Below are 22,083 nucleotides of genomic sequence, written 5' to 3'. Positions count from 1 at the left end.
TGGCGTGCAGGCGAACTATCCGCCTCTGTAGCGGCGTCGTCCTGCCCGAGCGTCGGCAAGGCCTATCCGATCGTCCGCCTGAGCATGGCCATTTATCCGGCCGGGCTCTGCAAACGCCTGTGGACGCCCAGAATTTGAGGAATGCCGCCGGAGGTGAGGGCTGATGGATGCTCTATCGGAAACCCTGCGCGTCGTGCGCCTGGTCGGCGCCATTTTCATCAACGCCAGGTTCAGTGCGCCCTGGTGCTACCAGTCGCCGCGTGCCGACTCGGTAGCGCCTTTGCTGGAGCCTGGCGCCGAGCGGGTGGTGATCTTCCATATGATTACCGCGGGTGAATGCTTCGTCGAGCTCGGCCACGCCTCCCCTGTGCACCTGGTGGCGGGTGATGTGGTGCTCTTTCCCCAGGGCCATGCCCATCGCATGACGTCACAGCCCGGACTGCCGCCGGCCACGGGGGGGCGCCTGGACGAGGTGCTGGCCCGCCGGCCGCGACAACTGGCCTATGGCGGGGGTGGCGCGATTACTCGCCTGGTGTGTGGCTACCTGGCGTGCGATGCACGGCTGGCGGACATGCTGCTGGCCGGGCTGCCCCCGCTGGTGCGCGTGAATGTACGGGAATCCAGTGCCGGCCCCTGGCTGGAGGCTTCGGTGCGCTATGCCCTGTCCGAGGCCAAGTCGCCGCGGCCGGGCGGCGAGGGGGTGCTGGCCAAGCTGGCGGAGGTGCTGTTCATCGAGGTGTTGCGCCTGTACATGAACGAACAGGCTGAAGGGCGCACCGGTTGGTTGGTGGGACTGGGCGACCGCATCGTCGGCACGGCGCTCAATGCCCTGCACAGGTGCCCGGCCCAGGCCTGGACTCTGGAAGATCTGGCGCGCACTGCCGGCACGTCGCGTTCGGTCCTGGCAGAGCGCTTCCAGCAGATGGTGGGCAGCTCGCCCATGCAGTACCTGACCCAATGGCGGATGCTGCTGGCCGCCAACCTGCTGCGCCGCAGCAACGCCCCCTTGGCGCGCATCGCCGAGGATGTCGGCTACCAGACCGACACAGCGTTCAGCCGCGCCTTTCGCCGCGAGTTCGGCGCGCCACCCGCGGCCTGGCGGCGCAATCAGCTACGTCGCCAGCCTGCGGGTTAGCTCACTCAATAATTGCTTGGGTGTCCGGCGTGGCGAACGCTTGCGATAGCTTGGGGTAGCGCTGGGAATCAACGGGAGGATAGGTTCTCGCGCATCTTGCGCAGCGCAATGGCGAGTGCATCGGCTTCAGCCCCGGAGAGATTGCGCAGTGCCTCGGCGTGCGTGGCGGCGGCGACCTCGCGAATATCCAGCAGGGCCTGCTCGGCCTTGTCCCTCAGGTAGAGGCGGTAGGCGCGGCGGTCCGCGGGATCGGGCCGGCGCTCCACGAGTCCGGCCTGTTCCAACTGGTCGAGCAGCCGGGCGAGGGTGATGGGCTTGACCTCCAACTGGTCAGCCAGCTCCACCTGGCGGCAGCCCTCGTAGCGCGAAATATGGGCCAGGGCGCGGGCCTGGCTGAGCGTCAGCGTGCTGCCGGTGAGGCGCCGCTCGAAGGACCTGCGCATCAGCCGGGAGACATCGGCGAGGAGAAAGCCGAAGTTCTCTTCACGAGGGGGCATTGGAAGGTCTCCATACGATAAGCGGTGCTGACTATAGGAGCGTGCTCGTGAGGCCGTCAAAAGTCCGAGAACGACGTGATTGCATCACTTACCCGAATGCCGTGCGCGGCTGGCCTGCACTGCCCGATGGGCTGGCACTCGCAACTGCGCCAGCAGGTAGTCGGCGAACGCCGGTGAGTAGGGCTGCAAGGCGATGGCGCGTTCCATGCAGCCCAGCCAGGCAGCGCTGAGGGACTCGTCGATCGGCCATTGGGCGTGAAAGGACGGAATGGAGATGGAACCGTACTTCTCGCTGAACAGCTTCGGCCCGCCCAGCCAGCCGCTGAGAAAGCAGGCCAGTTTGTCGCGGGACAGTTCCAGGCTTTCCGGGTGCAGGCGACGCAGGTCGGCGGCTTCGGGCAGTTCGTCCATCAGGCGGTAGAAGTCGTCGACCAGCCGGCGCAGGCCGTCGATGCTACCGGCAGCCTGGTAGGAGGCGTCGCCGGTGCCAAAGGGGGAGTCGTACTCATGGAAGGGCCGTCAGAAGAGCGAGGCGGGCATCATACTCGCCGGGCCACGGGATGTTCATCCGCCTCGTCGGCGCGCTCTTCGAGGAATTCGGTGGGCTCGGTGCCGTTGGCGTTGAGCTGGAAGATGTGCGACGGCCGGCCCTCCAGATCGAAGAACACCTGGCCGAGGCCGGCGGAATTCCACAGCCGTTCACCGGCCTTGCTGTGTTCTGGCGTGCGCGGCACCACCTTCATCGGGCGGCGCTTGGTGAACCAGTTCAGCGGCGAGCGCGGCGAGTAGAGCCAGCGGTTGAGGCGGTCGAACACATCGAGCAGGCGGCGCGGGAATTCGTTCTTGATGCCGCTGCTGGTGATCTGCCAGATCTTAGGCCCCCGCTGGCGATGGCGGATCAGCACTTCGTAGACAAAGGAATAGTGCACGTCGCCGGAGAGAATCACGTAGGAGCCCGGCGTGCGCGAGTGGCGGAAGATGTTGAGGATCACCTGGGCCGCACCGCGATGGGCCATCCAGTTCTCCGCGTCCACCAGCAGCGGGTGGCCCAGCCAGCTGAACACCCGCTGTACCGTCTCGATCAGCTTGACCCCGAAAACCGGGGCCGGGGACACGATGATGGCCGAGGGGTGGTCCAGCAGTTCCTGCTGCAGCTCGCTCAGTGCTTCCCAGTCCAGCAGGCCGGAGGGGCGCTTGAGGTTGATTTCGCTGCGCCAGCGGCGGGTGCGGGTGTCCAGCACCACCAGCGCCGGTGTAGTGGGCAGCACGTATTGCCAGCGGTTGAAGGTGATCAGGCGGTCGATCAGTCCGTCCAGGGGCGTGCTGTTCAGGGTGTTGTCATCAGCGGCCTTGGCGGCTAGCGACTCGGTGCGGTCCAGCAGTTCGGCGAAGGCGGCCGGATCGTTGCCCCAGCCCTGGCAGAGCATATAGGCCAGCAGTGCATTGCCGATGATGCGCTTGGAGAACGGATGGCCGTAAGCGGTCTGCTCCCACTGGGCGGAGAGGTTCCAGTCGTCGGTGATGTCATGGTCGTCGAAGATCATCAGCGTCGGCAGGTGGGCGAACACGCGCGCGGCACCGGGAAGCCCCGCTCGGAATCCTTCCAGGCGCGACTCTTCCAGGCGGTAGCGCTCGGCTTCCCTGGGCGCCAGGACGGGCATCTGCGGGTCGATCAGCGTCCAGGGCACAGGCGACCAGACCAGCAGGTACATGGCCAGCACTTCGGCCAGGGTCACCAGATGGTTTTCGGCGTTGCTGCTGGTGAAGATGGGTTTTCGCGCACCACCAAAGAAGCGCTCGCGCAGGGTTTCGTTACTTTCCAGCGCGGGCAGCAGGTCGGCCCGGTGGTAGTAGCCGGCAGGGTGCGCATACAGCGCCGTGCTGTCGCTCACCACGGCGCCGTCCAGGCGTTCATCGAACAGCCCGAGTCGTGCAATCAACTGATGGATGGCCCGCAGCATGGGGCCGGCGACGTCGTCGGTGTAAACCTGGTCGCCGCTCAGCATCAGCAGGGCGGGTCGCTGTTCAGGTGCGGGGCCGGCTGCCAGCAGACGATCGGCGCAGAGCAGGCCATCATCCGCTGGGTAGTGCGGCTTGCGGCAGGAGCCATGAAGCAGCTGGTCGATGCGCGAGCGCAGGACGAAACTCGGCTGCCTCGCCTCGCCGTAAATCAGGTGAGGCGCCCACTGGGCAATACCGGCGCCGTCGATCAACAGGTCGTAGTCGATCTGCTGGTCCAGGGGCAGCGAGGTCTCCAGCCGCAGGTCGATCAGGTGCAGGAAGGCGTGCTGGCCAAAAGGAATCACCCGGCAGCAGTCCGCGCCCAGCGAATACGCGACGCCCCCCTCCAGGGAAAGGCGCAGCGTTGGCGCCAGCCGGCGCGAGCCGACCAGCCAGAACACCAGGCGACGGGCCTCGATCCGGCGCAGCATGGGACCGGCGAGAACGGGAGGGAGGTTTTCCTGGGAGAGGGCAGCGGACATTGGAACATCGGGCCTGTGCGAGCGAGCGCTACAGGATACCGCGAGTGGCATCGGGGCTTCGAAAAGGCTTGAAAAAAACTCACCCGAGTAGTGCGTTTAAATCGTTTGGCAGGTTCCGCCTGCGCTTCTAGTATGTTCCGAATACCCCGCGCTGGCGCCTCGGAGCCGCCAGCCACCCAGCCCTGATGGAACGGCCTACCTACGGAGGCACCCCATGCTTCAGGTTCTGCTTGTCGGCTACCCAGGCACGCCACCCGAAGCCCACTCAGGCGCTCCTTGATCAATCCCTTCCCCTGCCTTTGCCTCCGGGGCCGCCGTATCGCCCTGGTGAACCGTGCAATGTCCGTGCAGACGGGCTCCTGATGAAAACCAACAGGAGGCGATATGGCCCTCACCTTGAAAATCAATGGCGCCGAGCACAGCGTCGATGTCGATCCTGATACGCCGCTGTTGTGGGTGCTGCGTGACGTGCTGGGTATGACCGGCACCAAGTTCGGCTGTGGCATGGCCCTGTGCGGCGCCTGCACCGTGCATATGAATGGTGCGGCGGTGCGCTCCTGCCTGATGCCGGTGAGCAGCATGGTGGGTGCCGAAATCACCACCATCGAAGGCATCGGCGACACCGAAGTAGGCAAGCGTGTGCAGGACGCCTGGCTGGCCCAGGAAGTGGTGCAGTGTGGCTACTGCCAGTCGGGGCAGATCATGTCCGCCGCTGCGTTGCTGGCAAGCAACCCCAATCCCGGCGATGCGGAAATCGACGGCGCCATGTCCGGCAACATCTGCCGCTGCGGCACCTACCTGCGCATCCGCGAGGCCATCAAGGTGGCGGCGGGTCCGCAGCCGGCCAAAGGGGAGGGCGCAGCATGAACGACATCCGCGCAATCACCGACCTCGGCCTCAGCCGTCGGGGCTTTCTCAAGGCCAGTGCCGCGGTGGGTGGCGGCCTGCTGATCAGCTTCACCGTGCCGGGCCTGATGGGCGATGCACGGGCTGCAGAGGGTGAATTCAGTCCGAACGCCTACATCCGCATCGATCGCAGTGGCAAGGTGTTCTTCATCATCCAGCCCGTAGAAATGGGCCAGGCCACCTACACCTCGATGCCCGCGCTGATCGCCGAAGAGCTGGAAGTGGCCCTCGACCAGGTGGTGATCGAGCATGCTCCGGCGGACGACAAGCGCTACGCCAATCCCATGCTGGGCTTCCAGGTCACCGGTGGCTCGACATCGGTACCGGCGAACTGGGTCCCCTTGCGCCAGGCTGGCGCCACTGCACGCACCCTGCTGGTGACGGCGGCAGCGCAGCAGTGGTCGGTGCCGGTCGAGAGCTGCAAGGCTGAGAATGGCGTCGTGGTGCACACGGAAAGCGGGCGCAAGCTGGGCTACGGCGAGCTGGTGGACGCCGCCGCGAAGCTGCCGATGCCGGGCGAGGTTGCCCTGAAGGAGCCGGCCCAGTTCAAGCTGATCGGCACGCCGGCCAAGCGCACCGATGGCCCCGACAAGGTCCGGGGCAAGGCCATGTACGGCATCGACGCCCGCCCCGAGGGTGTGAAGGTCGCAGCGCTGACCATCTGCCCGGTCATGGGCGGCACCCTGGCCGAGGTGGACGAGGCGCCGGCCATGGCGGTCAAGGGTGTACACAAGGTGGTGCGGACGAACAATGCGGTGGCGGTGATTGCCGATCACACCGGCGCGGCACGCAAGGGCCTGGCAGCGTTGCAGATCAAGTGGAATGAGGGTGAAAACGCCAAGCTTTCCAGTGCCGACCTGCTGAAGAACATCGCGGAGGCGTCCAAGGCAGAGGGGGTGCAGGCCCGTGCCGAAGGCAATGTGCAGGAGGCCATGAGCAAGGCGGCGAAGAAGGTCGAGGTGACCTACCAGGTGCCGTTCCTCGCCCACGCCTGCATGGAGCCGGTCAACTGCACGGCCCACGTGCGCAAGGACGGTTGCGACCTCTGGCTTGGCATCCAGGTGCCGTCGAGGGCCAAGACCCTGGCGGCACAGCTCACCGGCCTGCCCGAAGAGTCGGTGCAGGTGCATAACCAGCTGCTGGGAGGAGGCTTCGGTCGACGCCTTGAAACCGACTTCGTCGGCCATGCGGTAGAGATTGCCAAGCAGGTGGATTACCCGGTGAAGGTCATCTACTCCCGCGAGGAAGACACCCGCCACAGCACCTTGCGGCCTTTCCACTACAACCACCTGTCCGCCGGCCTGGACGAGCAGGGCAGGCCTGTGGCCTGGACCCACAAAGTCACCGGCGGGTCCATCATTGCGCGCTGGGCGCCGGACCTATTCAAGAACGGGATCGATGGCGATGCCGTGCGCGATGCCTGTGGGCCCTACGGCTTTCCCAACCTCGCCGTGCATTACGTGCGCCACGATCCGCCGAAGGGCATCACGCCCGCCTTCTGGCGGGGCGTGGGGCACACCCAGAACGCCTTCATGGTGGAGGGTTTCATGGATGAGCTGGCGGCGATGAATAAGTCCGACCCCTTCACCTACCGTGCTCCGTTGCTGGAGAAACACCCGCGAGCCCTGAAGGTGCTGGAAACCCTGCGCGAGAAATCCGGCTGGGACTCACCCCTGCCAGCCGGGCACGGCCGTGGCGTTGCGCTGACCTACTGCTTCGGCACCTATGCCGCCCAGGTGGCGGAAGTGAGCGTGGATGCCGGCGGTGCGGTGAAGGTGCACAAGGTGATCGGCGTGGTGGATTGCGGCATTCCCATCAACCCCAACTCGGTGGTGGCGCAGATGCAGAGCGGCACCGTCTTCGGGTTGACGGCAACTCTGTTCGGCAACATCACCTTCAAGGACGGCAGGGTCGAGCAGGGCAACTTCGACAGTTACCGACTGCTGCGTATCAACGAGGTCCCACCCATAGAGACCCACATCATCAACAGCGGCGAGTCTCCCGGTGGGCTGGGCGAAGTGTCCACCGTGATCATCGCCCCGGCGGTGGTTAATGCCATTTACGCCGCGACCGGCAAGCGCCTGCGCAGCCTGCCGATCGACCCGGCGCAGTTGAAGCAGGCCTGAGGCGCAGGGCTCACCGATGCCTCTGGATCGGTGAGCCCGACGTCAAACAGGGAAGAGAATGCCCGTGCGCGACGCTGCGTTGCGGATGTGCTCCTGCATCGCTTTTTGTGCCGGACCGCAGGCGTGGCGGGCGAGGTGGCGGAGGATCTTGCGGTGCTCCTGCCAGGTTTCCATGGCCCGCTCGGGGCGGATGAAGGGGAGCTTCTGGCTCTCCAGGAAAATGTCGTGGCTGGCGGTGATGATCTGCAGCATGGCGCGGTTGCCGCTGGCTTCCAGCAAGCGCCTGTGAAACTCGAAATCGAGGCGTGCGGCTGCCTCGAAGTCGCCGGTACGAAGTTCCTGGCGCATGGCCGCCACATTGGCCTCGAGCTGGTCGATGTCTTCGGCGGTCAGGGAAATGGCGGCCTGGCCGGCGGAGAAGCCTTCCAGCACATAGCGCAGCTGGAAGGTATCCGCAGCCGAAACCTGCTCGGCATAAGGCCAGGAGAAACCCTGGGGCGCGCTGCGCACGGTCGGAGATGGCGTCTGTACAAACACGCCCTTGCCGGGCTGCACGCTGATCAGGCCCAGGGCGCTGAGGGAAGAGAGCGCTTCGCGCAGGGAGGCGCGGCTGACGCCAAGCTGCTCGGCCAGGTCGCGTTGCGAGGGCAGGGCGTCGCCCGCTTGATAACCCCCATCGCGAATCAGTTTCTGGATGGCCTGCAGGGCAATTTCGGGGACTGCGCGAGGGATGGTGTCGAGCATGCTGTTCAGACCAGTCGGTTCGTCGAATGGACACCTTTTACGGCTGGACAGGTGCACTTTGCAAGCCTTGCACCGGCCTGGCGCAAGGCTGAAAGCCGCTGCACAAAAGGGGAACACGGGGTCGATTGACCAAGTAGTCAGCAACTTCAACTGTTCAGACCAGTAAGACCTTGTGCCTGCTGGTTTTAACGATTCAGCCCGGTTTCCCGACCGCGTGCTGGCATGGGCTGTGCACTGGGGTCTGGCAGGAAAATCGTCCTGCCATCTACCCCGAGGTAAGCCCCCATGCGTAAATTCCGGAACCTTCTGCTGGCGACTCTTCTTTGCGGCGGCACGCTGGCCCAGCCCATCGCCCAGGCGGATGCACTGAGCGATATCAGCGAGCGCGGCGTGCTGAAGGTTGCGGTGCCCCAGGACTTCCCACCCTTCGGTTCCGTCGGGCCTGACCTCAAGCCACGCGGCCTGGATATCGACACTGCGCAACTGCTGGCCGACAAGCTGGGGGTGAAGCTGGCGCTGACGCCCGTCAATAGCACCAACCGCATTCCGTTCCTCACCACTGGCAAGGTGGACCTGGTGATCTCCAGCCTGGGCAAGAACCCCGAGCGCGAAGCGGTGATTGATTTCTCCACGCCTTACGCGCCTTTCTACCTGGCGGTGTTCGGTCCCGAAGACGTTGCCATCACCGCGCTCGATGCACTTTCTGGCAAGACCATCAGCGTTACCCGGGGCTCGATCGAGGATATGGAGTTGAGCGCCGTGGCACCCAAGGACGCCACCATCAAGCGCTTCGAGGACAACAACTCCACCATCGCGGCCTACCTGGCCGGGCAGGTTGATCTGATTGCCAGCGGCAGTGTGGTGATGGCGGCCATCGCCGCGAAGAACCCGGCCAAGGTGCCGGCGCTGAAGGTCAAGCTGAAGGACTCTCCGGTTTACATCGGCCTGGCCAAGAACGAGCCGGCGCTGCTGCAGAAGGTCAACGCGATCATCACCGAGGCCAAGGCCGATGGCAGCCTCAATCGCAATGCCGAGAAGTGGCTGAAACAGCCGCTGCCTGCCGACCTCTGAGCCATTGCTGCCGGAGGCCCATCCATGGCGTATCAATTCGATTTCTTGCCGGTGCTGCAGCAGGGTGACCTGCTGCTCAAGGGCGCAATATTCACCCTGGAGCTGACCGTCATCGGGACGTTGCTCGGCGTTGCCATCGGTGTGGTCGGGGCCGTGGTCAGGGCCTGGCGGCTGCGACCGTTCGACTGGGTGTTCGGTGCCTATGTGGAGCTGATCCGCAACACGCCTTTCATCGTGCAGTTGTTCTTCATCTTCTTCGGCCTGCCTTCGCTGGGCATTCGTCTGAGCGAATGGCAGGCGGCCGTGCTGGCGATGGTGATTAACCTCGGCGCCTACTCGACGGAGATCATTCGCGCCGGCATCCAGGCGATTCCCAAGGGTCAACTGGAGGCCGCGGCGGCACTGGCCATGAGCCGGTTCGAGGCATTTCGCTACGTGGTCATCCAGCCCGCGCTGGGCAAGGTCTGGCCAGCGCTGTCGAGCCAGATCGTGATCGTGATGCTGGGTTCGGCGGTGTGCTCGCAGATCGCCACGGAGGAACTGTCCTTCGCCGCCAACTTCATCCAGTCGCGCAACTTCCGCGCGTTCGAGACCTACCTGCTGACCACAGCCCTGTACCTGGTCATGGCCATCCTGTTGCGCCAGGTACTGGCCTGGGCCGGCAACCGCCTGATTATGGGGAGGCGCTGATGGACTTCACCCTTTGGGACATCGTCCGCAACCTGGTCACCGGGCTGCAGTGGACCCTGCTGCTGTCGCTGGTGGCCTTCGTCTGCGGCGGTATCGCTGGCCTGCTGGTGCTGCTGGCGCGCATTTCCGGGAACTTCACGCTGCGCACCCTGGCGCGTGGCTACATCGAGTTGTTCCAGGGCACGCCGCTGCTGATGCAGCTGTTCATGGTGTTCTTCGGCATCGCCTTGTTCGGCATTGACGTCTCTGCCTGGGCGGCGGCGGCGGTGGCACTGACGCTGTTCACCAGCGCTTTCCTCGCCGAAATCTGGCGTGGCTGCGTCGAGTCCATTCCGCGCGGCCAGTGGGAAGCGTCCGCAAGTCTGGCCATGAGCCGGCTGGAGCAATTGCGCCATGTGGTGCTGCCCCAGGCGCTGCGCATTGCCATCGCACCGACCGTGGGTTTCTCGGTGCAGGTGGTGAAAGGCACGGCGGTGACCTCCGTCATCGGCTTCACCGAACTGACCAAGACCGGCGGCATGCTCGCCAACGCCACCTTCGAACCCTTCCTGATCTACGGCCTGGTCTCCCTGGGTTATTTCATCCTTTGCTATCCGCTCTCGCTGAGCGCACGTCACCTGGAGAGGAGGCTGCATGTCCCTGCTTAAAGTTTCCGCACTGCACAAGTACTACGGCGACAACCACGTGCTGAAGGGTATCGACCTCAGCATCGAAGAGGGCGAGGTGGTCGCCATCATCGGTCGCAGCGGTTCCGGCAAGAGCACGCTGCTGCGCACGCTCAATGGCCTGGAATCCATCAACGACGGTGTGATCGAGGTGGACGGCGAGTACCTGGACGCCGGCAGGGCCGACCTGCGCTCGCTGCGCCAGAAGGTCGGTATGGTGTTCCAGCAGTTCAATCTCTTCCCCCACCTGACGGTAGGCGAGAACGTGATGCTCGCGCCCCAGGTGGTGAAGAAACTCGGCAAGGCGGAGGCACGCGCCCTCGCCGAAGAGATGCTGGCCAGGGTCGGCCTGGCGGAAAAGGTCGACGCCTACCCGGATCGTCTGTCTGGTGGGCAGCAACAGCGGGTGGCGATTGCGCGTGCGCTGGCGATGTCGCCCAAGGTGCTGCTTTGCGACGAGATCACCTCAGCCCTGGACCCGGAACTGGTCAATGAAGTGCTGGGTGTGGTCCGCCAACTGGCCAGCGAAGGCATGACCCTGATCATGGTGACCCACGAGATGCGCTTTGCCCGTGAAGTCGGTGACAAGCTGGTGTTCATGCACCACGGGAAAGTGCATGAGGTGGGAGATCCGCGAACCCTGTTCAGCGCCCCGCAGACGCCGGAGCTGGCCAACTTCATCGGCATGGTGGAGCAGTAACGCCCCAACCCCCCATCCGTCCTGCCGGCTGCAGGGTTGCCCGCGCCAGGCCTCTGTCCTGGCGCAGTCATTCGTTCACTCTTTGGTATGACTTTCAGAATCACTACTTCTCCGGTTACCGAGGGACGGGGTGATTGAATAGCGTTGGCCTCCTCGCAATGCCCATCTGGTAGAGGCCAATGAAAACAACAAGAAAGACCTGCACATCCTTCTATCCCCACGCGCTGGCTGCCGCCGTCGCAGCGAGCATCGCGTTTCCGGCGGGAGCGGTGAGCTTCAATGTCGGTGAAATCGAAGGTCAGTTCGACTCTTCCCTGTCCGTGGGGGCCAGCTGGTCCATGCGCGGGGCCGATCCGGATCTGATCGGTGTGAACAATGGTGGGGACGGCCTGTCCCAAACTTCCGACGACTCCCACCTCAACTTCAAGAAGGGCGAGACCTTCTCGAAGATCTTCAAGGGCATCCATGACCTCGAACTGAAATACGGCGATACCGGCGTCTTCGTTCGTGGCAAGTACTGGTACGACTTCGAGCTGAAAGATGAGGACCGTCCGTTCAAGGACATCGACGACAGTGACCGCAAGGAGGCCGCCAAGTCGTCCGGTGCGCAGTTGCTCGACGCCTTCGTCTACCACAACTACCAGATCGCCGAGACGCCGGGCAGCGTGCGCCTGGGCAAGCAGGTGGTGAGCTGGGGCGAGAGTACCTTCATCCAGAATGGCATCAACGCGATCAACCCGATCGACGTCTCCGCGTTCCGTCGTCCCGGCGCCGAGATCAAGGAGGGCCTGATCCCGGTCAACATGTTCTACGTGTCCCAGAGCCTGACCGACAACCTGTCCGCCGAAGCCTTCTACCAGTTGGAGTGGGACCAGACCGTCATCGACAACTGCGGGACCTTCTTCTCCCAGCCGGACGTAGCGGCTGATGGTTGTGACAACAACCTGCGTGTGCTGAGGCAGCGTTCGTCGCTTCCGGCTCCCGCACTGGCGGCTCTCAGCGCTCGTGGCGTGGACGTCGACCAGGAAGGCGTGCTGGTTCCCCGTGGCGCCGACCGCGATGCCGACGACAGCGGCCAATGGGGTGCCGCGCTGCGCTACTTCTTCGAACCGCTGGACACTGAATTCGGCGCCTACTTCATCAACTACCACAGCCGCGCTCCGATCTTCAGCGCATCGTCTCCGTCCCTTGCGGTGTTCGCCGACTCCGCAGGCCTGGGGGCCTTGGCTCCGCTTGCAGTGGCGGGCCGCTCCAACTACTTCATGGAGTATCCCGAGGATATCCGCCTCTACGGCCTGAGCTTCTCCACCACGCTGCCCACCGGCACCGCCTGGAGCGGGGAAATCAGCTATCGCCCGAATGCGCCGGTGCAACTGAACACCACGGACATTCTGTTCGCCGGCGTTGGCCCGCTGGCTTCGCTCAGCCCGGCATTCGCCGCCTTCGGCAATGCCTCGGTACTGGATGGCACGCCAGGCCAGGATCTGCACGGCTATCGGCGCAAGGAAATCACCCAGTTCCAGACCACCTTCGTGCAGTTCTTCGATCAGGTCATGGGCGCCGAGCGCCTGACCCTGGTGGGCGAGATCGGCGTCTCCCACGTCGGCGGCCTGGAAAGCACCCGCAAGGCCCGCTACGGGCGTGACCCTGTCTATGGTCCCGGTCCGCTGGCAGCCACTGGCCCGGTCAACACCTGTGTGGCGCTCAACACCAACACGCTGGGCAGTGCCACCGCCGAAAACGTCAGCAAGTACTGTGAGGACGATGGCTACGTCACCAGTACGGCCTGGGGTTATCGCATGCGTGCGGTGTGGGACTACAACGACGTGTTCGCCGGGGTGAACCTCAAGCCCAGTGTGGCCTGGTCCCACGATGTCGACGGCTACGGCGCCAATGGCGCCTTCAACGAAGGCAACAAGGCCGTCAGCCTGGGCCTGGATGCCGACTACCAGAACACCTACAGCGCCAGCCTTTCCTACACCGATTTCTTCGGTGGCACATACAACACCTCGATCGACCGCGATTTTCTTGCGCTCAGCGTCGGGATGAGCTTCTAAGCGCTGCACCAGAAGTAGAGGACAAAGACCAATGAACAAGAAAAGACTGATGCAATCCGGTGCCTTGGCACTGAGCCTGCTGGCGACCAGCGTCATGGCCAAGGTCTCCCCGGATGAGGCCGCGAAGCTCGGTACCAGCCTGACCCCGATTGGCGCAGAGAAGACCGCTAACGCCGACGGCAGCATTCCCGAGTGGACCGGCGGCTTGCCGCAGACTGCCGGCAGCGTCGATGCCAAGGGCTTCCTCTCCGACCCTTTCGCCGATGAGAAGCCGCTGTTCACCATCACCGCGAGCAACGCCGAGCAGTACAAGGACAAGCTATCGGCCGGTCAGATGGCGATGTTCAAGCGCTATCCGGACACCTACAAGATCCCGGTGTACAAGACCCACCGCAGTGCGGCGCTCCCGGACAACATCTACGCCGCGGCCAGGACCAGCGCGCTGAACACCGAAGGCGTGGATGGTGGTAACGGCCTGAAGGGCTTCAGTGACAGCCGTTACTATGCTTTCCCGATTCCCAAGAGCGGCGTCGAGGTGGTGTGGAACCACAGCACCCGTTACCGCGGCGGCAACATCAAGCGTTACATGACCCGTGTGCAGCCGCAGTCCAACGGCGCTTTCAGCATGGTTCAGTTCACCGACGAGGTGTCGTACCCCGCCAACCTGCCGGACATGGACAAGAACAAGGCCGAGAACGTCCTGTTCTTCTTCATTCAGAACGTCACCGCTCCAGCGCGCCTGGCCGGCAACGTGTTGCTGGTCCACGAGACCATCGACCAGGTCAAGGAACCACGCCTGGCGTGGCTCTACAACGCCGGTCAGCGCCGCGTGCGCCGTGCGCCGCAGGTGGCCTACGACGGCCCGGCGACCGCCGCCGACGGTCTGGCCACCTCGGACAACTACGACATGTTCAACGGCGCACCGGACCGTTACACCTGGGAGCTGGTCGGGAAGAAGGAGATGTACATCCCCTACAACGCCTACAAGCTGGATTCGCCGAGCCTCAAGTACAAGGACATCATCCGTCCGGGCCACATCAACCAGGACCTGACCCGCTACGAGCTGCATCGCGTGTGGGAAGTGGTGGCCAAGCTCAAGACGGGCGAGCGCCATATCTATGCCACCCGCCACATGTACTTCGACGAAGACAGCTGGCAGCTGGCGCTGGTCGATCACTATGACGGCCGCGGCCAGCTGTGGCGCGTCGGTGAAGGCCATGTCCAGCAGTACTACCACAAGCAGGTACCGGGCTATACCGCCGAGACTCTGTACGACCTGATCTCCGGTCGCTACTCGGTACTGGGCCTGAAGAACGAAGAGAAGCAGAGCTACGAATTCGGTGCCACGGCCTCCGCGTCTGCCTACACGCCGGCCGCCCTGCGCCAGGCCGGCATCCGCTGATTCGCAACTGAACGCTACACCCGTGTGACTTGCGGCCCTCCTGGGCCGCTTTTTCGTTAGCACGAGCGGGCATTGCGCAATCTCCTCATGCTCTGCAAGGATGGTCCAATCATCGATCTGGAAGCGCATGTGTCCATGGCACAACCGCCGCTCAATGCCGACCTGCCTCGGCTACCGCCGCTCCATATTCCCCGCCCACGCCTGCGCGATGCCCTGCTGGAGGCCGATTGCCGGTTGCGCCTGCTGTGCGCCACGGCCGGCAGCGGCAAGAGCGTCCTGCTTGGCGAGTGCATGCGTCGGTGTCCGGCCGATACCCGACTGGTCTACCTCGACCTGCGCGGCCAACGCCTGGGCGCGAAGGCTTTTCTGCAGCGCCTGGCGGGCGCGCTGGGCCTGGCGACCGCCGACCTCGACGCGATCCTGCAGCACTTGCATGCGCAGGAACATCCCTGCTGGCTGGTGTTGGATGACTATCCGCGCCTGACCGACAGCGAGCTGGATCGGGCGCTCAACGAACTCATCCTCGGTTCGTCGAATCGCACGCGCTGGTGGGTTGCCGGTCGCCGCCGCCCGCTACTGCAACTGGCTCGTCTGCTGCTGGATGGCGAACTGTTCGAGCTGGGCGGCCATGAGTTGGCGTTCTGCGAAGGCGAGCTGGCCGAGTTGCTGCAACGGATCGGCCATCACTGGCCACGCCCGGCGGTCCTGGGACTGATGGAGCAATCCCAGGGCTGGTGTGCCGGGAGCTGCCTGCGCCTGCTCGGGCTCAAGCCCGGCCAGCAGGCCGCGCTGGATGGCGGCAATGCCCTGGTGCTGGAGTACCTCAGGCGCGAAGTGCTTGATGAACTCCCCGCCGACTGGCTGCAGGCGTTGTTCAGCCTGGCGCAATTTCCGCAGTTCGACCGGGGCCTGTGCGAGCAACTGCTGGGCATGGGCGAGGGCGCAGAATTGCTCGACCGTCTGCTCGAATGTGGCCTGTTCATCGAGCCTGTCGACCAGGAGGGAAAGCTGCTGCGAGTGCAGCGGGCGTTCGCGCCGCTGCTGGCCGAGCAGCTACCCGGCAACCTGGCCAAGTCGCTGTTCCGCAAGGCCTGCCAGTGGTACATCGGCCTGGAGCAGATAGGCCCGGCGCTGGAATATGCGTTCAAGGCTGAACAGCCGGAAGTGGCCGCGAGCCTGATGGAGCGCTATACCCAGGACCGCATGCTGCAGGGGAGCGACTTCGCCTTGCTGCTGGAGTGGCGCCGTGAGTTGCCGCTGTCGATGTTGACCAGCACGCCCCGACTGACTCTGATCAATGCCTGGCTGCTGCTGCTCAGCGGACGACTCGAAGAAGCCCAGTACTTCATCGACGCGCTCGGTCGCTTCCTGCCGCAACCGGATGCGCGCCGGCAGTTCGAGCTGATCGCCCAATGGAAGGCCCTGACTGGCAAGCTGGCGTTTCACCGCGGGGATGCCGAGCAGGCGCGGCCATTTGTGGTTGAGGCGATTGCCGAACTGCCGGAGCAAGCCTGGTGCCAGCGCCTTCTGTGCGAGGTGCTGCAAGTTGAGCAAGCGCTGATCGAAGGTGATTTTCCGCGGGCCCAGTCGCTCAACCGGCAGGCCATCATGCAGGCCCGTGAGCACGGCAGCCTGGCCATCGAAAGCGTGCTCGCCCTGGAGTACGTGAAGCTATTGGAAGTCCGTGGCGAGCTGCTGCGAGCGGAAACCCTGCTGACCCGTCTGCACCAGGAGTTGATCAGCGCCTGGGGTGCCGAGGACAGCCCCATCAAGGGACGCGTGCAATTGCTTCGCGCCAGCCTGCTGTTGCAGCGTGGCTGCTATGCGGAGGCCGAAGCCACTTTCGAATCCGGCGTTCGAGAGTGCCAGGCCTGCGCAGATCCGGCCGCCACCTGGGGCTACCTGGGGTTGGCTGAACTGGATGCATTGCACAGCGACGTCGCGGGCGCCTTTGCGCGCATTGCGGAAGCCGAGCGCCTGATGCAGTACGGCCGCATCAGCGTGCAGCTCTACCAGGGCTTGATTGTGCTGACCAAGGCGCGGCTCTGGCTGCACCAGGGCAATCACGTTCAGGCCGAAAAGGCGTTGCGCATTCAATTGGCCGTAGCCACGCAACTGCCGCCATTTGGCGCGCCAGAGCTGAATGTACGTCTGCGCCTGCTGCTGGCGCGCGCCATGCTGGCTGGCGAAGCAGCAGAGGCTGCAGTGGACAGCCTCGTGACCATCCACAGCTCGGCACTTGCCGAAGGACGGCGTCCGCTGGCGTGCGAAGCCGGGTTCAGCCTGGCGGAGGCGTTGCACCGCTGCAACAGGCCGGCCCAGGCCCGACAGGTGCTGCTGGATGCCCTGGCCATGGCCCGGCAGCTGGGGCTTTCCAGCCTTGAACGGGCATTCAGTCAGCGCAATGCTGCGATGATGCGCTGGGCCGGCAAGGGCGCCGGCAGCGTGGTCGAATGCGAGCCAGTCGCCTTGTTGAGCCGGCGCGAACTGGATGTGCTCAAGCTGATCGCGCAGGGCCATTCCAACCAGCAGATTGCCGAATCCCTGTTCATTTCCCTGCATACGGTCAAGACCCACGCACAGCGCATCAACCACAAACTCGGGGTGGAGCGGCGCACGCAGGCCGTGGTCCGCGCCAAGGAGCTGGGGCTGACCCCATGAGAGGCTCCGAGCTCGTCACACGACTGAGTACCTAGGGCCTGCACCGACTCTTCCTTGTTCCTGGCGCCACGGCGACCCCTGGCGGCCGGGGCTTTTTCGTTTGATAAAACCTCAATCCAAGCCGGTCTTTATATCGTTTGTCGGGCCTTCGTCCGATGTCGACCATAGCGCCTGTCCAGAGCCGTTTGCGCGGCTGAAAACAACAGGAGGTCGACATGAACCCGCTGCCATCCCTCTGGGGGGCCGATAGCCCCTCGCGCCTGCTTGGCTCCCGCCATATCGCCACCGGTGAACGGGTGTTCCCGATGCTGCCCAGTCACTCGCCACTGGCCGATCACTACCAGGTCGAGCTGCTGGCCAGTGAGGGCAGCCTGTACAGCTTCACCATCATCAACCCAAGCCCGAAGAGTGGCCTGGCGCCATTCGCCCTGGGTTACCTGGACCTGGAAGGGCCGGTGCGCCTGTTCGGGCGCATCACCGGCAACGAGCGCCCGGTGATCGGTGGCAGCTATCGCGTCCTGCCCGATGAAACCTATGGCTATGTGTTCGAATCCGTGGAGGCCCGCTCATGAGCCAGATGCACGTAATGGGCGGTGCCATGACCCGCTTTGGCCGCCACCAGGGTGTGATGGCGCCGGAACTGGCGCAGCAGGCGATCATCAAAGCAGTGGTCGACTCGGGCCTCGCACTGAAGGACATCCAGGCGATCTACTGCGCCAACGTTCTCGGCGGCATGATCCTCGGCCAGGTGATCCTGCGTGATCTCGGCCTGGACGGGATTCCTGTCTACAACATCGAAAACGCCTGCGCCAGCGGCGCCACTGCGGTGCACCTGGCGCGCCACGCGCTGCTCGCCGGGCAGTACGAGCGGGTGCTGGTATTCGGTATCGAGCAGCTGACCCAACTGGGTGGCGGCACCATTCCGATGCAACGCAACGATGAGAAGACCGACCTGTTCGCCAAGGCCGGCATGGTGTTGCCAGCGGTTTATGCCATGCGCGCGACTCGCTTCATTCACGAGCGCGGTGCCAGCCCGGCTGACCTGGCCGGTATCGCGGTGAAGAACCGCTACCACGGCTCCCTGAACGAGTACGCCCAGCAGCGCGCCGAAGTGACCCTGGAAGAGGTGCTGGGTTCGCGCATGATCGCCGACCCGCTGACCCTGCTGCAGTGCTGCCCGTCCCAGGTGGATGGCGCCGCCGCCCTGGTGCTGGGTACCACGCCTGGCCCCCATGCGAAGGATGTCCGCGTACTGGGTTCGATCGTGGTTTCCGGCCTGCGTGAAGGTGCCCGCGACGACATCCTCGATGCCGAGATCACTGCCCGCGCCGCGCGCCTGGCCTATGAGCAGGCGGGCGTCGACCCGCGTGAGGTGGGTGTGGTCGAGCTGCACGACGCTTTCACCATCGCTGAGCTTCTTTATTACGAGGCCCTGGGCCTGGCGCCGCATGGCGAAGCCGTCGCTTTGCTGCATTCCGGTGCCACTCGCCTGGGCGGCCGGGTGCCGGTGAACCCCAGCGGCGGCCTGCTTGCCAAGGGGCACCCGCTGGGGGCTACCGGCGTGGCACAGATGGTCGAGCTGATGTGGCAGTTGCAGGGGCGCGCAACAGGCCGTCAGGCGGACAACACGCCCACCATCGGCGTTGCCCAATGCACCGGTGGCGGCATCGCCGGTGTCGATCACGCCGCGTCTTCCGTTCACGTGCTGGGGGTGTGAGATGAGTGCACAACGCTTCCATGAAGGGCAGGTGGCGGCTGTGACCGGTGCCGCCCGTGGTATCGGCCTTGGTATCGCCACGCGCCTGGCGCGCCAGGGCGTGACCGTCTACCTGCTGGACCGCGACGAGGCTGTGCTGACCGAAGCGGTCGCCCAGCTTCGCAGCGAGGGGATGAACGTCCATGGCCTGGCCCTGGACCTCACCGAGGGTGCTGCGGTGGAGCGCGCTTTCGGCCGTATCGCCGAAGCCGGCGCTGGCCTGGACTTCCTCGTGAACAATGCCGGCGTGGTCCGCGACAAGCGCTTCCTGAAGATGACCGAGGACGACTGGGACCTGGTGGTGGATACCAACCTGCGGGCGCAGTTCCTTTGCTGCAAGGCGGCGCTGCCGCTGATGCTGGAACGCAGCTTCGGACGCATTGTCAACCTGTCGTCGCGTGCCTGGCTGGGCGGTTTCGGCCAGGCCAACTACTCCGCAGCCAAGGGCGGGGTGGTGAGCCTCAGCCGCAGCCTGGCCATCGAGTTCGCGGCCAAGGGCATCACGGTCAACACCATTGCCCCCGGCATCGTCGACACACCCCTGTTCCAGGCTTTCGAGCCCGAGGTGAAGGCGCGCCTGAAGGACACGGTGCCGGTCAAACGTATCGGCACGCCGGAGGATATCGCCAACGCGGTGGAGTTCTTCCTCGACCCGGCAAGTGCCTACATCACCGGACAGACCCTCTATGTCTGCGGCGGGCGCAGCCTGTCGTCGGCCAGCGTCTGAGGAGACCGCCATGCCTGTACATCTGCAGATCCTGGGCGCGGTGGGGTTGATCAGCCTCGACCGCCCGGATGCCCTCAACGCCCTGGATATCGAATCCCTGCGCACCCTGCGTGCGCACCTGGAGGAAGTCCGTGACCGCCGCGAAATTCGTGCGGCGATTCTCGCCGGCTCCGGTGAACGCGCCTTCTGCGTCGGCGCCGACCTGAAGAGCACGCGGGTGTCCAACGCGTCCTATGCCGAGGCGCTGTTTCTCGACAAGGAACCGGCGGCCGATGCTGGCTTGTATATCCGCCTGATGGACCTGGCCGACCTCGACCTGCGCAAGCCGCTGATTGCCGCCATCAATGGGCACTGCCTGGGCGGAGGCCTGGAACTGGCGCTGCAGTGCGACCTGCGCATTGCATCCGCCAACGCCGGTTTCGGCCTGCCGGAAGCGGTGGTGGGGTCGATTCCAGCAGTGTCCGGCCTGCATCGTCTACTCAAGGCCGTGCCGCCGGCCCATGCCATGCAGATGGCGCTGACCGGCCAGCGCATCGATGCCGCCCAGGCATTGGCCATCGGTCTGGTGTCAGAGGTTTCGGCCAGTCCGGCAGCACTGCTGGAACGGGCCTTCGCCCTGGCCGAGCGTATCGCCGCCCAGGCGCCGCTTGCGATTCAGGCGCTGCAATCCCTGGCGCGGCAGACGGCGCACCTGTCGGATGCCGACGCCCAACGTCTCACCGAGCTGTACTGGGGCGTGCTGCGGGATACCGAGGACCGCCTGGAAGGGCGCACGGCGTTCGCCGAGAAGCGCGCACCTCAGTACAAGGGCCGTTAGGTCCGGGGAGAGCCGTCATGCATCTGAGCAATCCTTTCTTGCAAAGCCTGGGTGTCGAATTGGTCCACTGGGCCGTTGGCGAGGCCGAGTTCCACATGCCCATCGAGGCGCGTCACCTGAACCGCCAGGGCATGCTGCACGGCGGGCTGATCGCCACCTTGCTGGATGCCGCCTGTGGCTACGCGGGCCTGCACTCGGCCGATGGCGAGGAAGAGGTCCACGGCGTCACGGTGATGCTGAACATCGCCTACCTGAAAGCGGCCCGCTCCGGACGCGTGATCGCCCGGGGCAGGGTCAGCCGCAGTGGCCGCAGCCTTTACTTCGCCGAGGCATCCCTGATGGACGACGAAGGCGAGGTGCTCGCCACGGCCCAGGGCACTTTCAAGCAAGGAGACCGCCGTTATGCTGCGTAATGCCTTGCAAGGCCTGACCGTGCTGGACTTCACCCAGATCGCCGCCGGCCCCACCTGCACCATGCTGCTCGCCGACATGGGCGCGCGGGTGATCAAGATCGAACCGCCGGAAGGCGACCTCGGCCGCACGCTGGGACCGGCCTGGGTGGGGGATTCCAGTGCCCTCTACCATGGCTTCAACCGGGGCAAGCAAGGCCTCTGCCTCGACCTGAAGAATCCCCAGGGATTGGCCGTCGCCAAGCGCCTGGTGGCTGGAGCGGACGTAGTGATCGAAAGCATGCGCCCCGGTGTGATGGCGCGGCTCGGGTTGGGTTTCGAAGCGCTGTCGGCGCTCGATCCAGCGTTGATCTACTGCTCCATTTCCGCTTATGGCCAGCAGGGGCCCTATGCAGACCGCGCCGGCGTGGATGGCATCCTCCAGGCGGACTCGGGGCTCATGAGCCTGATCGGCATCCCCGACGCGCCGCCCTGCAAGGTGCAGGCGCCCGTGGTGGATGTGGTCACCGGCTACATGGCCTGCATGGCCATCCTGGCCAAGCTGCAGGCGCGGCATCAGGGCGGGCAGGGCGGGCATCTGGATGTGAGCCTGATGAACTCCGCCCTGGCATTGCAGCAGTCCTCCATCAGCAGCTACCTGCGTGACGGCGAGCTGCCCACTCCGATCGGCAGCGCTGCGCCTTACTCGGCACCCAACGAAGCCTTCCGGACCGAAGACGGCTGGATGATGGTCGCCGCCTACAACGGCAACCGCTGGGAGCGGCTGTGCACGGTGCTCGGTCACCCGGAATGGGCCGCCGATCCACGCTTCCTCACCTCCGCCCAACGCGTGGTGCATCGGGCCGAGATGCAGGACGCCCTCAATGGCGTGTTCGGCACCCGGGGCACCGAGCATTGGCTGACGCGCCTGCGTGCAGCGGACATCCTTTGCGCCAAGGTGGCCGACTACGGCGACCTGCTGAACCATCCTCAGCTTGCACAGAACGGCATGCTCGCCGAGATCGAGCATCCGCGGCATGGCGTGCTGCGGGTACCCGGTTTCCCGGTGAACAGCGCCGAGGCCGCCAAGCAGCCCTACAAGCCAGCACCGGACAAGGGCGAGCACTCGCGCGAGCTGCTGGCCGAGGTGGGCTTCAGCGAGCTGGAAATAGTACAGATGCTCGAGGCCGGAGCGGTGGTCAACGCGTAGGACGGAAATCGCGCTTCATTTCCACCATTCGGGGCCAGGGTGGGCGC

Annotated in this window: 20 protein-coding genes; 16 read left to right on the top strand and 4 right to left on the bottom strand. The window is 64.8% G+C overall.

Features of this window, described 5'->3' with window-relative positions:
- The first annotated feature begins 163 nt into the window (after positions 1–163).
- The gene (locus E8F20_RS16430) at positions 164–1,135 is read left to right on the top strand and encodes an AraC family transcriptional regulator (RefSeq protein WP_280284666.1); all 972 of its coding nucleotides are present in this window, start codon (positions 164–166) and stop codon (positions 1,133–1,135) included.
- A 68-nt stretch (positions 1,136–1,203) separates the two neighbouring features.
- On the opposite strand, the gene E8F20_RS16425 is transcribed toward E8F20_RS16430, so the two are convergent.
- The 3 genes from E8F20_RS16425 to E8F20_RS16415 all read right to left on the bottom strand — a co-directional run bounded on the left by E8F20_RS16425 (position 1,204) and on the right by E8F20_RS16415 (position 4,115).
- Positions 1,204–1,632 carry a MarR family transcriptional regulator gene (locus tag E8F20_RS16425; protein WP_280284665.1) on the bottom strand — a complete coding sequence of 143 codons (429 nt, stop codon included), beginning with the start codon at positions 1,630–1,632 and terminating at the stop codon, positions 1,204–1,206.
- An 84-nt stretch (positions 1,633–1,716) separates the two neighbouring features.
- A complete protein-coding gene (locus E8F20_RS16420) occupies positions 1,717–2,085 on the bottom strand; it encodes a group II truncated hemoglobin (RefSeq protein WP_280284681.1) in 369 nt (122 codons plus the stop codon).
- 86 nt (positions 2,086–2,171) lie between these two features.
- Entirely contained in the window at positions 2,172–4,115 is a 1,944-nt protein-coding gene (locus E8F20_RS16415; RefSeq protein ID WP_280284663.1) for an alkaline phosphatase D family protein, read from the bottom strand.
- Between the two features lie 384 nt (positions 4,116–4,499).
- On the opposite strand from E8F20_RS16415, the gene E8F20_RS16410 reads away from it, so the two are divergent.
- Both E8F20_RS16410 and E8F20_RS16405 read left to right on the top strand, forming a co-directional pair.
- Complete coding sequence (locus E8F20_RS16410) at positions 4,500–4,982, top strand: (2Fe-2S)-binding protein (protein WP_028627987.1); 483 nt, start codon at positions 4,500–4,502, stop codon at positions 4,980–4,982.
- The gene (locus tag E8F20_RS16405; protein ID WP_280284662.1) at positions 4,979–7,147 is read left to right on the top strand and encodes a xanthine dehydrogenase family protein molybdopterin-binding subunit; all 2,169 of its coding nucleotides are present in this window, start codon (positions 4,979–4,981) and stop codon (positions 7,145–7,147) included. Before E8F20_RS16410 ends, E8F20_RS16405 begins: the two co-directional genes overlap by 4 nt.
- A 42-nt stretch (positions 7,148–7,189) precedes the next feature.
- Here the strand turns inward: E8F20_RS16405 and E8F20_RS16400 are convergent, their stop codons facing one another.
- A complete protein-coding gene (locus tag E8F20_RS16400) occupies positions 7,190–7,891 on the bottom strand; it encodes a FadR/GntR family transcriptional regulator (protein ID WP_280284661.1) in 702 nt (233 codons plus the stop codon).
- Between the two features lie 285 nt (positions 7,892–8,176).
- Here E8F20_RS16400 and E8F20_RS16395 point away from each other — a divergent pair, with 285 nt between their 5' ends.
- The 13 genes from E8F20_RS16395 (at position 8,177) to E8F20_RS16335 (ending at position 22,036) form a co-directional block, all read left to right on the top strand.
- Complete coding sequence (locus tag E8F20_RS16395) at positions 8,177–8,962, top strand: transporter substrate-binding domain-containing protein (protein ID WP_280284660.1); 786 nt, start codon at positions 8,177–8,179, stop codon at positions 8,960–8,962.
- 24 nt (positions 8,963–8,986) lie between these two features.
- Positions 8,987–9,652 carry an amino acid ABC transporter permease gene (locus tag E8F20_RS16390; protein ID WP_280284659.1) on the top strand — a complete coding sequence of 222 codons (666 nt, stop codon included), beginning with the start codon at positions 8,987–8,989 and terminating at the stop codon, positions 9,650–9,652.
- Positions 9,649–10,299: an amino acid ABC transporter permease gene (locus E8F20_RS16385; RefSeq protein WP_028627982.1), complete on the top strand. Its 651-nt coding sequence runs from the start codon at positions 9,649–9,651 to the stop codon at positions 10,297–10,299. The genes E8F20_RS16390 and E8F20_RS16385 overlap by 4 nt, the downstream gene beginning before the upstream one ends.
- Positions 10,286–11,017 carry an amino acid ABC transporter ATP-binding protein gene (locus E8F20_RS16380; RefSeq protein WP_280284658.1) on the top strand — a complete coding sequence of 244 codons (732 nt, stop codon included), beginning with the start codon at positions 10,286–10,288 and terminating at the stop codon, positions 11,015–11,017. Before E8F20_RS16385 ends, E8F20_RS16380 begins: the two co-directional genes overlap by 14 nt.
- A 179-nt stretch (positions 11,018–11,196) precedes the next feature.
- Complete coding sequence (locus tag E8F20_RS16375; RefSeq protein WP_280284657.1) at positions 11,197–13,074, top strand: DUF1302 domain-containing protein; 1,878 nt, start codon at positions 11,197–11,199, stop codon at positions 13,072–13,074.
- Positions 13,075–13,105: 31 nt separating this feature from the next.
- Entirely contained in the window at positions 13,106–14,476 is a 1,371-nt protein-coding gene (locus E8F20_RS16370; RefSeq protein ID WP_137821544.1) for a DUF1329 domain-containing protein, read from the top strand.
- A 72-nt stretch (positions 14,477–14,548) separates the two neighbouring features.
- A complete protein-coding gene (locus E8F20_RS16365; RefSeq protein WP_280284656.1) occupies positions 14,549–17,137 on the top strand; it encodes a LuxR C-terminal-related transcriptional regulator in 2,589 nt (862 codons plus the stop codon).
- Between the two features lie 215 nt (positions 17,138–17,352).
- Complete coding sequence (locus tag E8F20_RS16360) at positions 17,353–17,709, top strand: OB-fold domain-containing protein (protein ID WP_280284655.1); 357 nt, start codon at positions 17,353–17,355, stop codon at positions 17,707–17,709.
- Positions 17,706–18,854, top strand: a complete 1,149-nt coding sequence (locus tag E8F20_RS16355; RefSeq protein WP_280284654.1) for a thiolase family protein — start codon at positions 17,706–17,708, stop codon at positions 18,852–18,854. The genes E8F20_RS16360 and E8F20_RS16355 overlap by 4 nt, the downstream gene beginning before the upstream one ends.
- A 1-nt stretch (position 18,855) precedes the next feature.
- Positions 18,856–19,620: an SDR family NAD(P)-dependent oxidoreductase gene (locus tag E8F20_RS16350; RefSeq protein WP_280284653.1), complete on the top strand. Its 765-nt coding sequence runs from the start codon at positions 18,856–18,858 to the stop codon at positions 19,618–19,620.
- Positions 19,621–19,630: 10 nt separating this feature from the next.
- Entirely contained in the window at positions 19,631–20,437 is an 807-nt protein-coding gene (locus E8F20_RS16345) for an enoyl-CoA hydratase-related protein (protein WP_280284652.1), read from the top strand.
- 17 nt (positions 20,438–20,454) lie between these two features.
- On the top strand, positions 20,455–20,850 hold the full coding sequence (locus E8F20_RS16340) for a PaaI family thioesterase (protein WP_280284651.1): 396 nt from the start codon (positions 20,455–20,457) through the stop codon (positions 20,848–20,850).
- The gene (locus tag E8F20_RS16335; protein ID WP_280284650.1) at positions 20,840–22,036 is read left to right on the top strand and encodes a CoA transferase; all 1,197 of its coding nucleotides are present in this window, start codon (positions 20,840–20,842) and stop codon (positions 22,034–22,036) included. The genes E8F20_RS16340 and E8F20_RS16335 overlap by 11 nt, the downstream gene beginning before the upstream one ends.
- Positions 22,037–22,083: the final 47 nt, after the last annotated feature.

This window comes from Pseudomonas sp. BN415, assembly GCF_029871195.1.
Lineage (GTDB): Bacteria > Pseudomonadota > Gammaproteobacteria > Pseudomonadales > Pseudomonadaceae > Metapseudomonas > Metapseudomonas resinovorans.
The sequence above is the reverse complement of the archived record's forward strand: the minus strand, read 5'-3'. Positions and strand labels throughout refer to the sequence as shown.

Excerpts from the sequence above, each read along its gene's own strand:
- E8F20_RS16430 (WP_280284666.1), top strand. The coding sequence starts at position 164 with ATGGATGCTCTATCGGAAACCCTGCGCGTCGTGCGCCTGGTCGGCGCC.
- E8F20_RS16425 (WP_280284665.1), bottom strand. The coding sequence starts at position 1,632 with ATGCCCCCTCGTGAAGAGAACTTCGGCTTTCTCCTCGCCGATGTCTCC.
- E8F20_RS16415 (WP_280284663.1), bottom strand. The coding sequence starts at position 4,115 with ATGTCCGCTGCCCTCTCCCAGGAAAACCTCCCTCCCGTTCTCGCCGGT.
- E8F20_RS16410 (WP_028627987.1), top strand. The coding sequence starts at position 4,500 with ATGGCCCTCACCTTGAAAATCAATGGCGCCGAGCACAGCGTCGATGTC.
- E8F20_RS16405 (WP_280284662.1), top strand. The coding sequence starts at position 4,979 with ATGAACGACATCCGCGCAATCACCGACCTCGGCCTCAGCCGTCGGGGC.
- E8F20_RS16400 (WP_280284661.1), bottom strand. The coding sequence starts at position 7,891 with ATGCTCGACACCATCCCTCGCGCAGTCCCCGAAATTGCCCTGCAGGCC.
- E8F20_RS16395 (WP_280284660.1), top strand. The coding sequence starts at position 8,177 with ATGCGTAAATTCCGGAACCTTCTGCTGGCGACTCTTCTTTGCGGCGGC.
- E8F20_RS16390 (WP_280284659.1), top strand. The coding sequence starts at position 8,987 with ATGGCGTATCAATTCGATTTCTTGCCGGTGCTGCAGCAGGGTGACCTG.
- E8F20_RS16380 (WP_280284658.1), top strand. The coding sequence starts at position 10,286 with ATGTCCCTGCTTAAAGTTTCCGCACTGCACAAGTACTACGGCGACAAC.
- E8F20_RS16375 (WP_280284657.1), top strand. The coding sequence starts at position 11,197 with ATGAAAACAACAAGAAAGACCTGCACATCCTTCTATCCCCACGCGCTG.
- E8F20_RS16370 (WP_137821544.1), top strand. The coding sequence starts at position 13,106 with ATGAACAAGAAAAGACTGATGCAATCCGGTGCCTTGGCACTGAGCCTG.
- E8F20_RS16360 (WP_280284655.1), top strand. The coding sequence starts at position 17,353 with ATGAACCCGCTGCCATCCCTCTGGGGGGCCGATAGCCCCTCGCGCCTG.
- E8F20_RS16355 (WP_280284654.1), top strand. The coding sequence starts at position 17,706 with ATGAGCCAGATGCACGTAATGGGCGGTGCCATGACCCGCTTTGGCCGC.
- E8F20_RS16350 (WP_280284653.1), top strand. The coding sequence starts at position 18,856 with ATGAGTGCACAACGCTTCCATGAAGGGCAGGTGGCGGCTGTGACCGGT.
- E8F20_RS16345 (WP_280284652.1), top strand. The coding sequence starts at position 19,631 with ATGCCTGTACATCTGCAGATCCTGGGCGCGGTGGGGTTGATCAGCCTC.
- E8F20_RS16340 (WP_280284651.1), top strand. The coding sequence starts at position 20,455 with ATGCATCTGAGCAATCCTTTCTTGCAAAGCCTGGGTGTCGAATTGGTC.
- E8F20_RS16335 (WP_280284650.1), top strand. The coding sequence starts at position 20,840 with ATGCTGCGTAATGCCTTGCAAGGCCTGACCGTGCTGGACTTCACCCAG.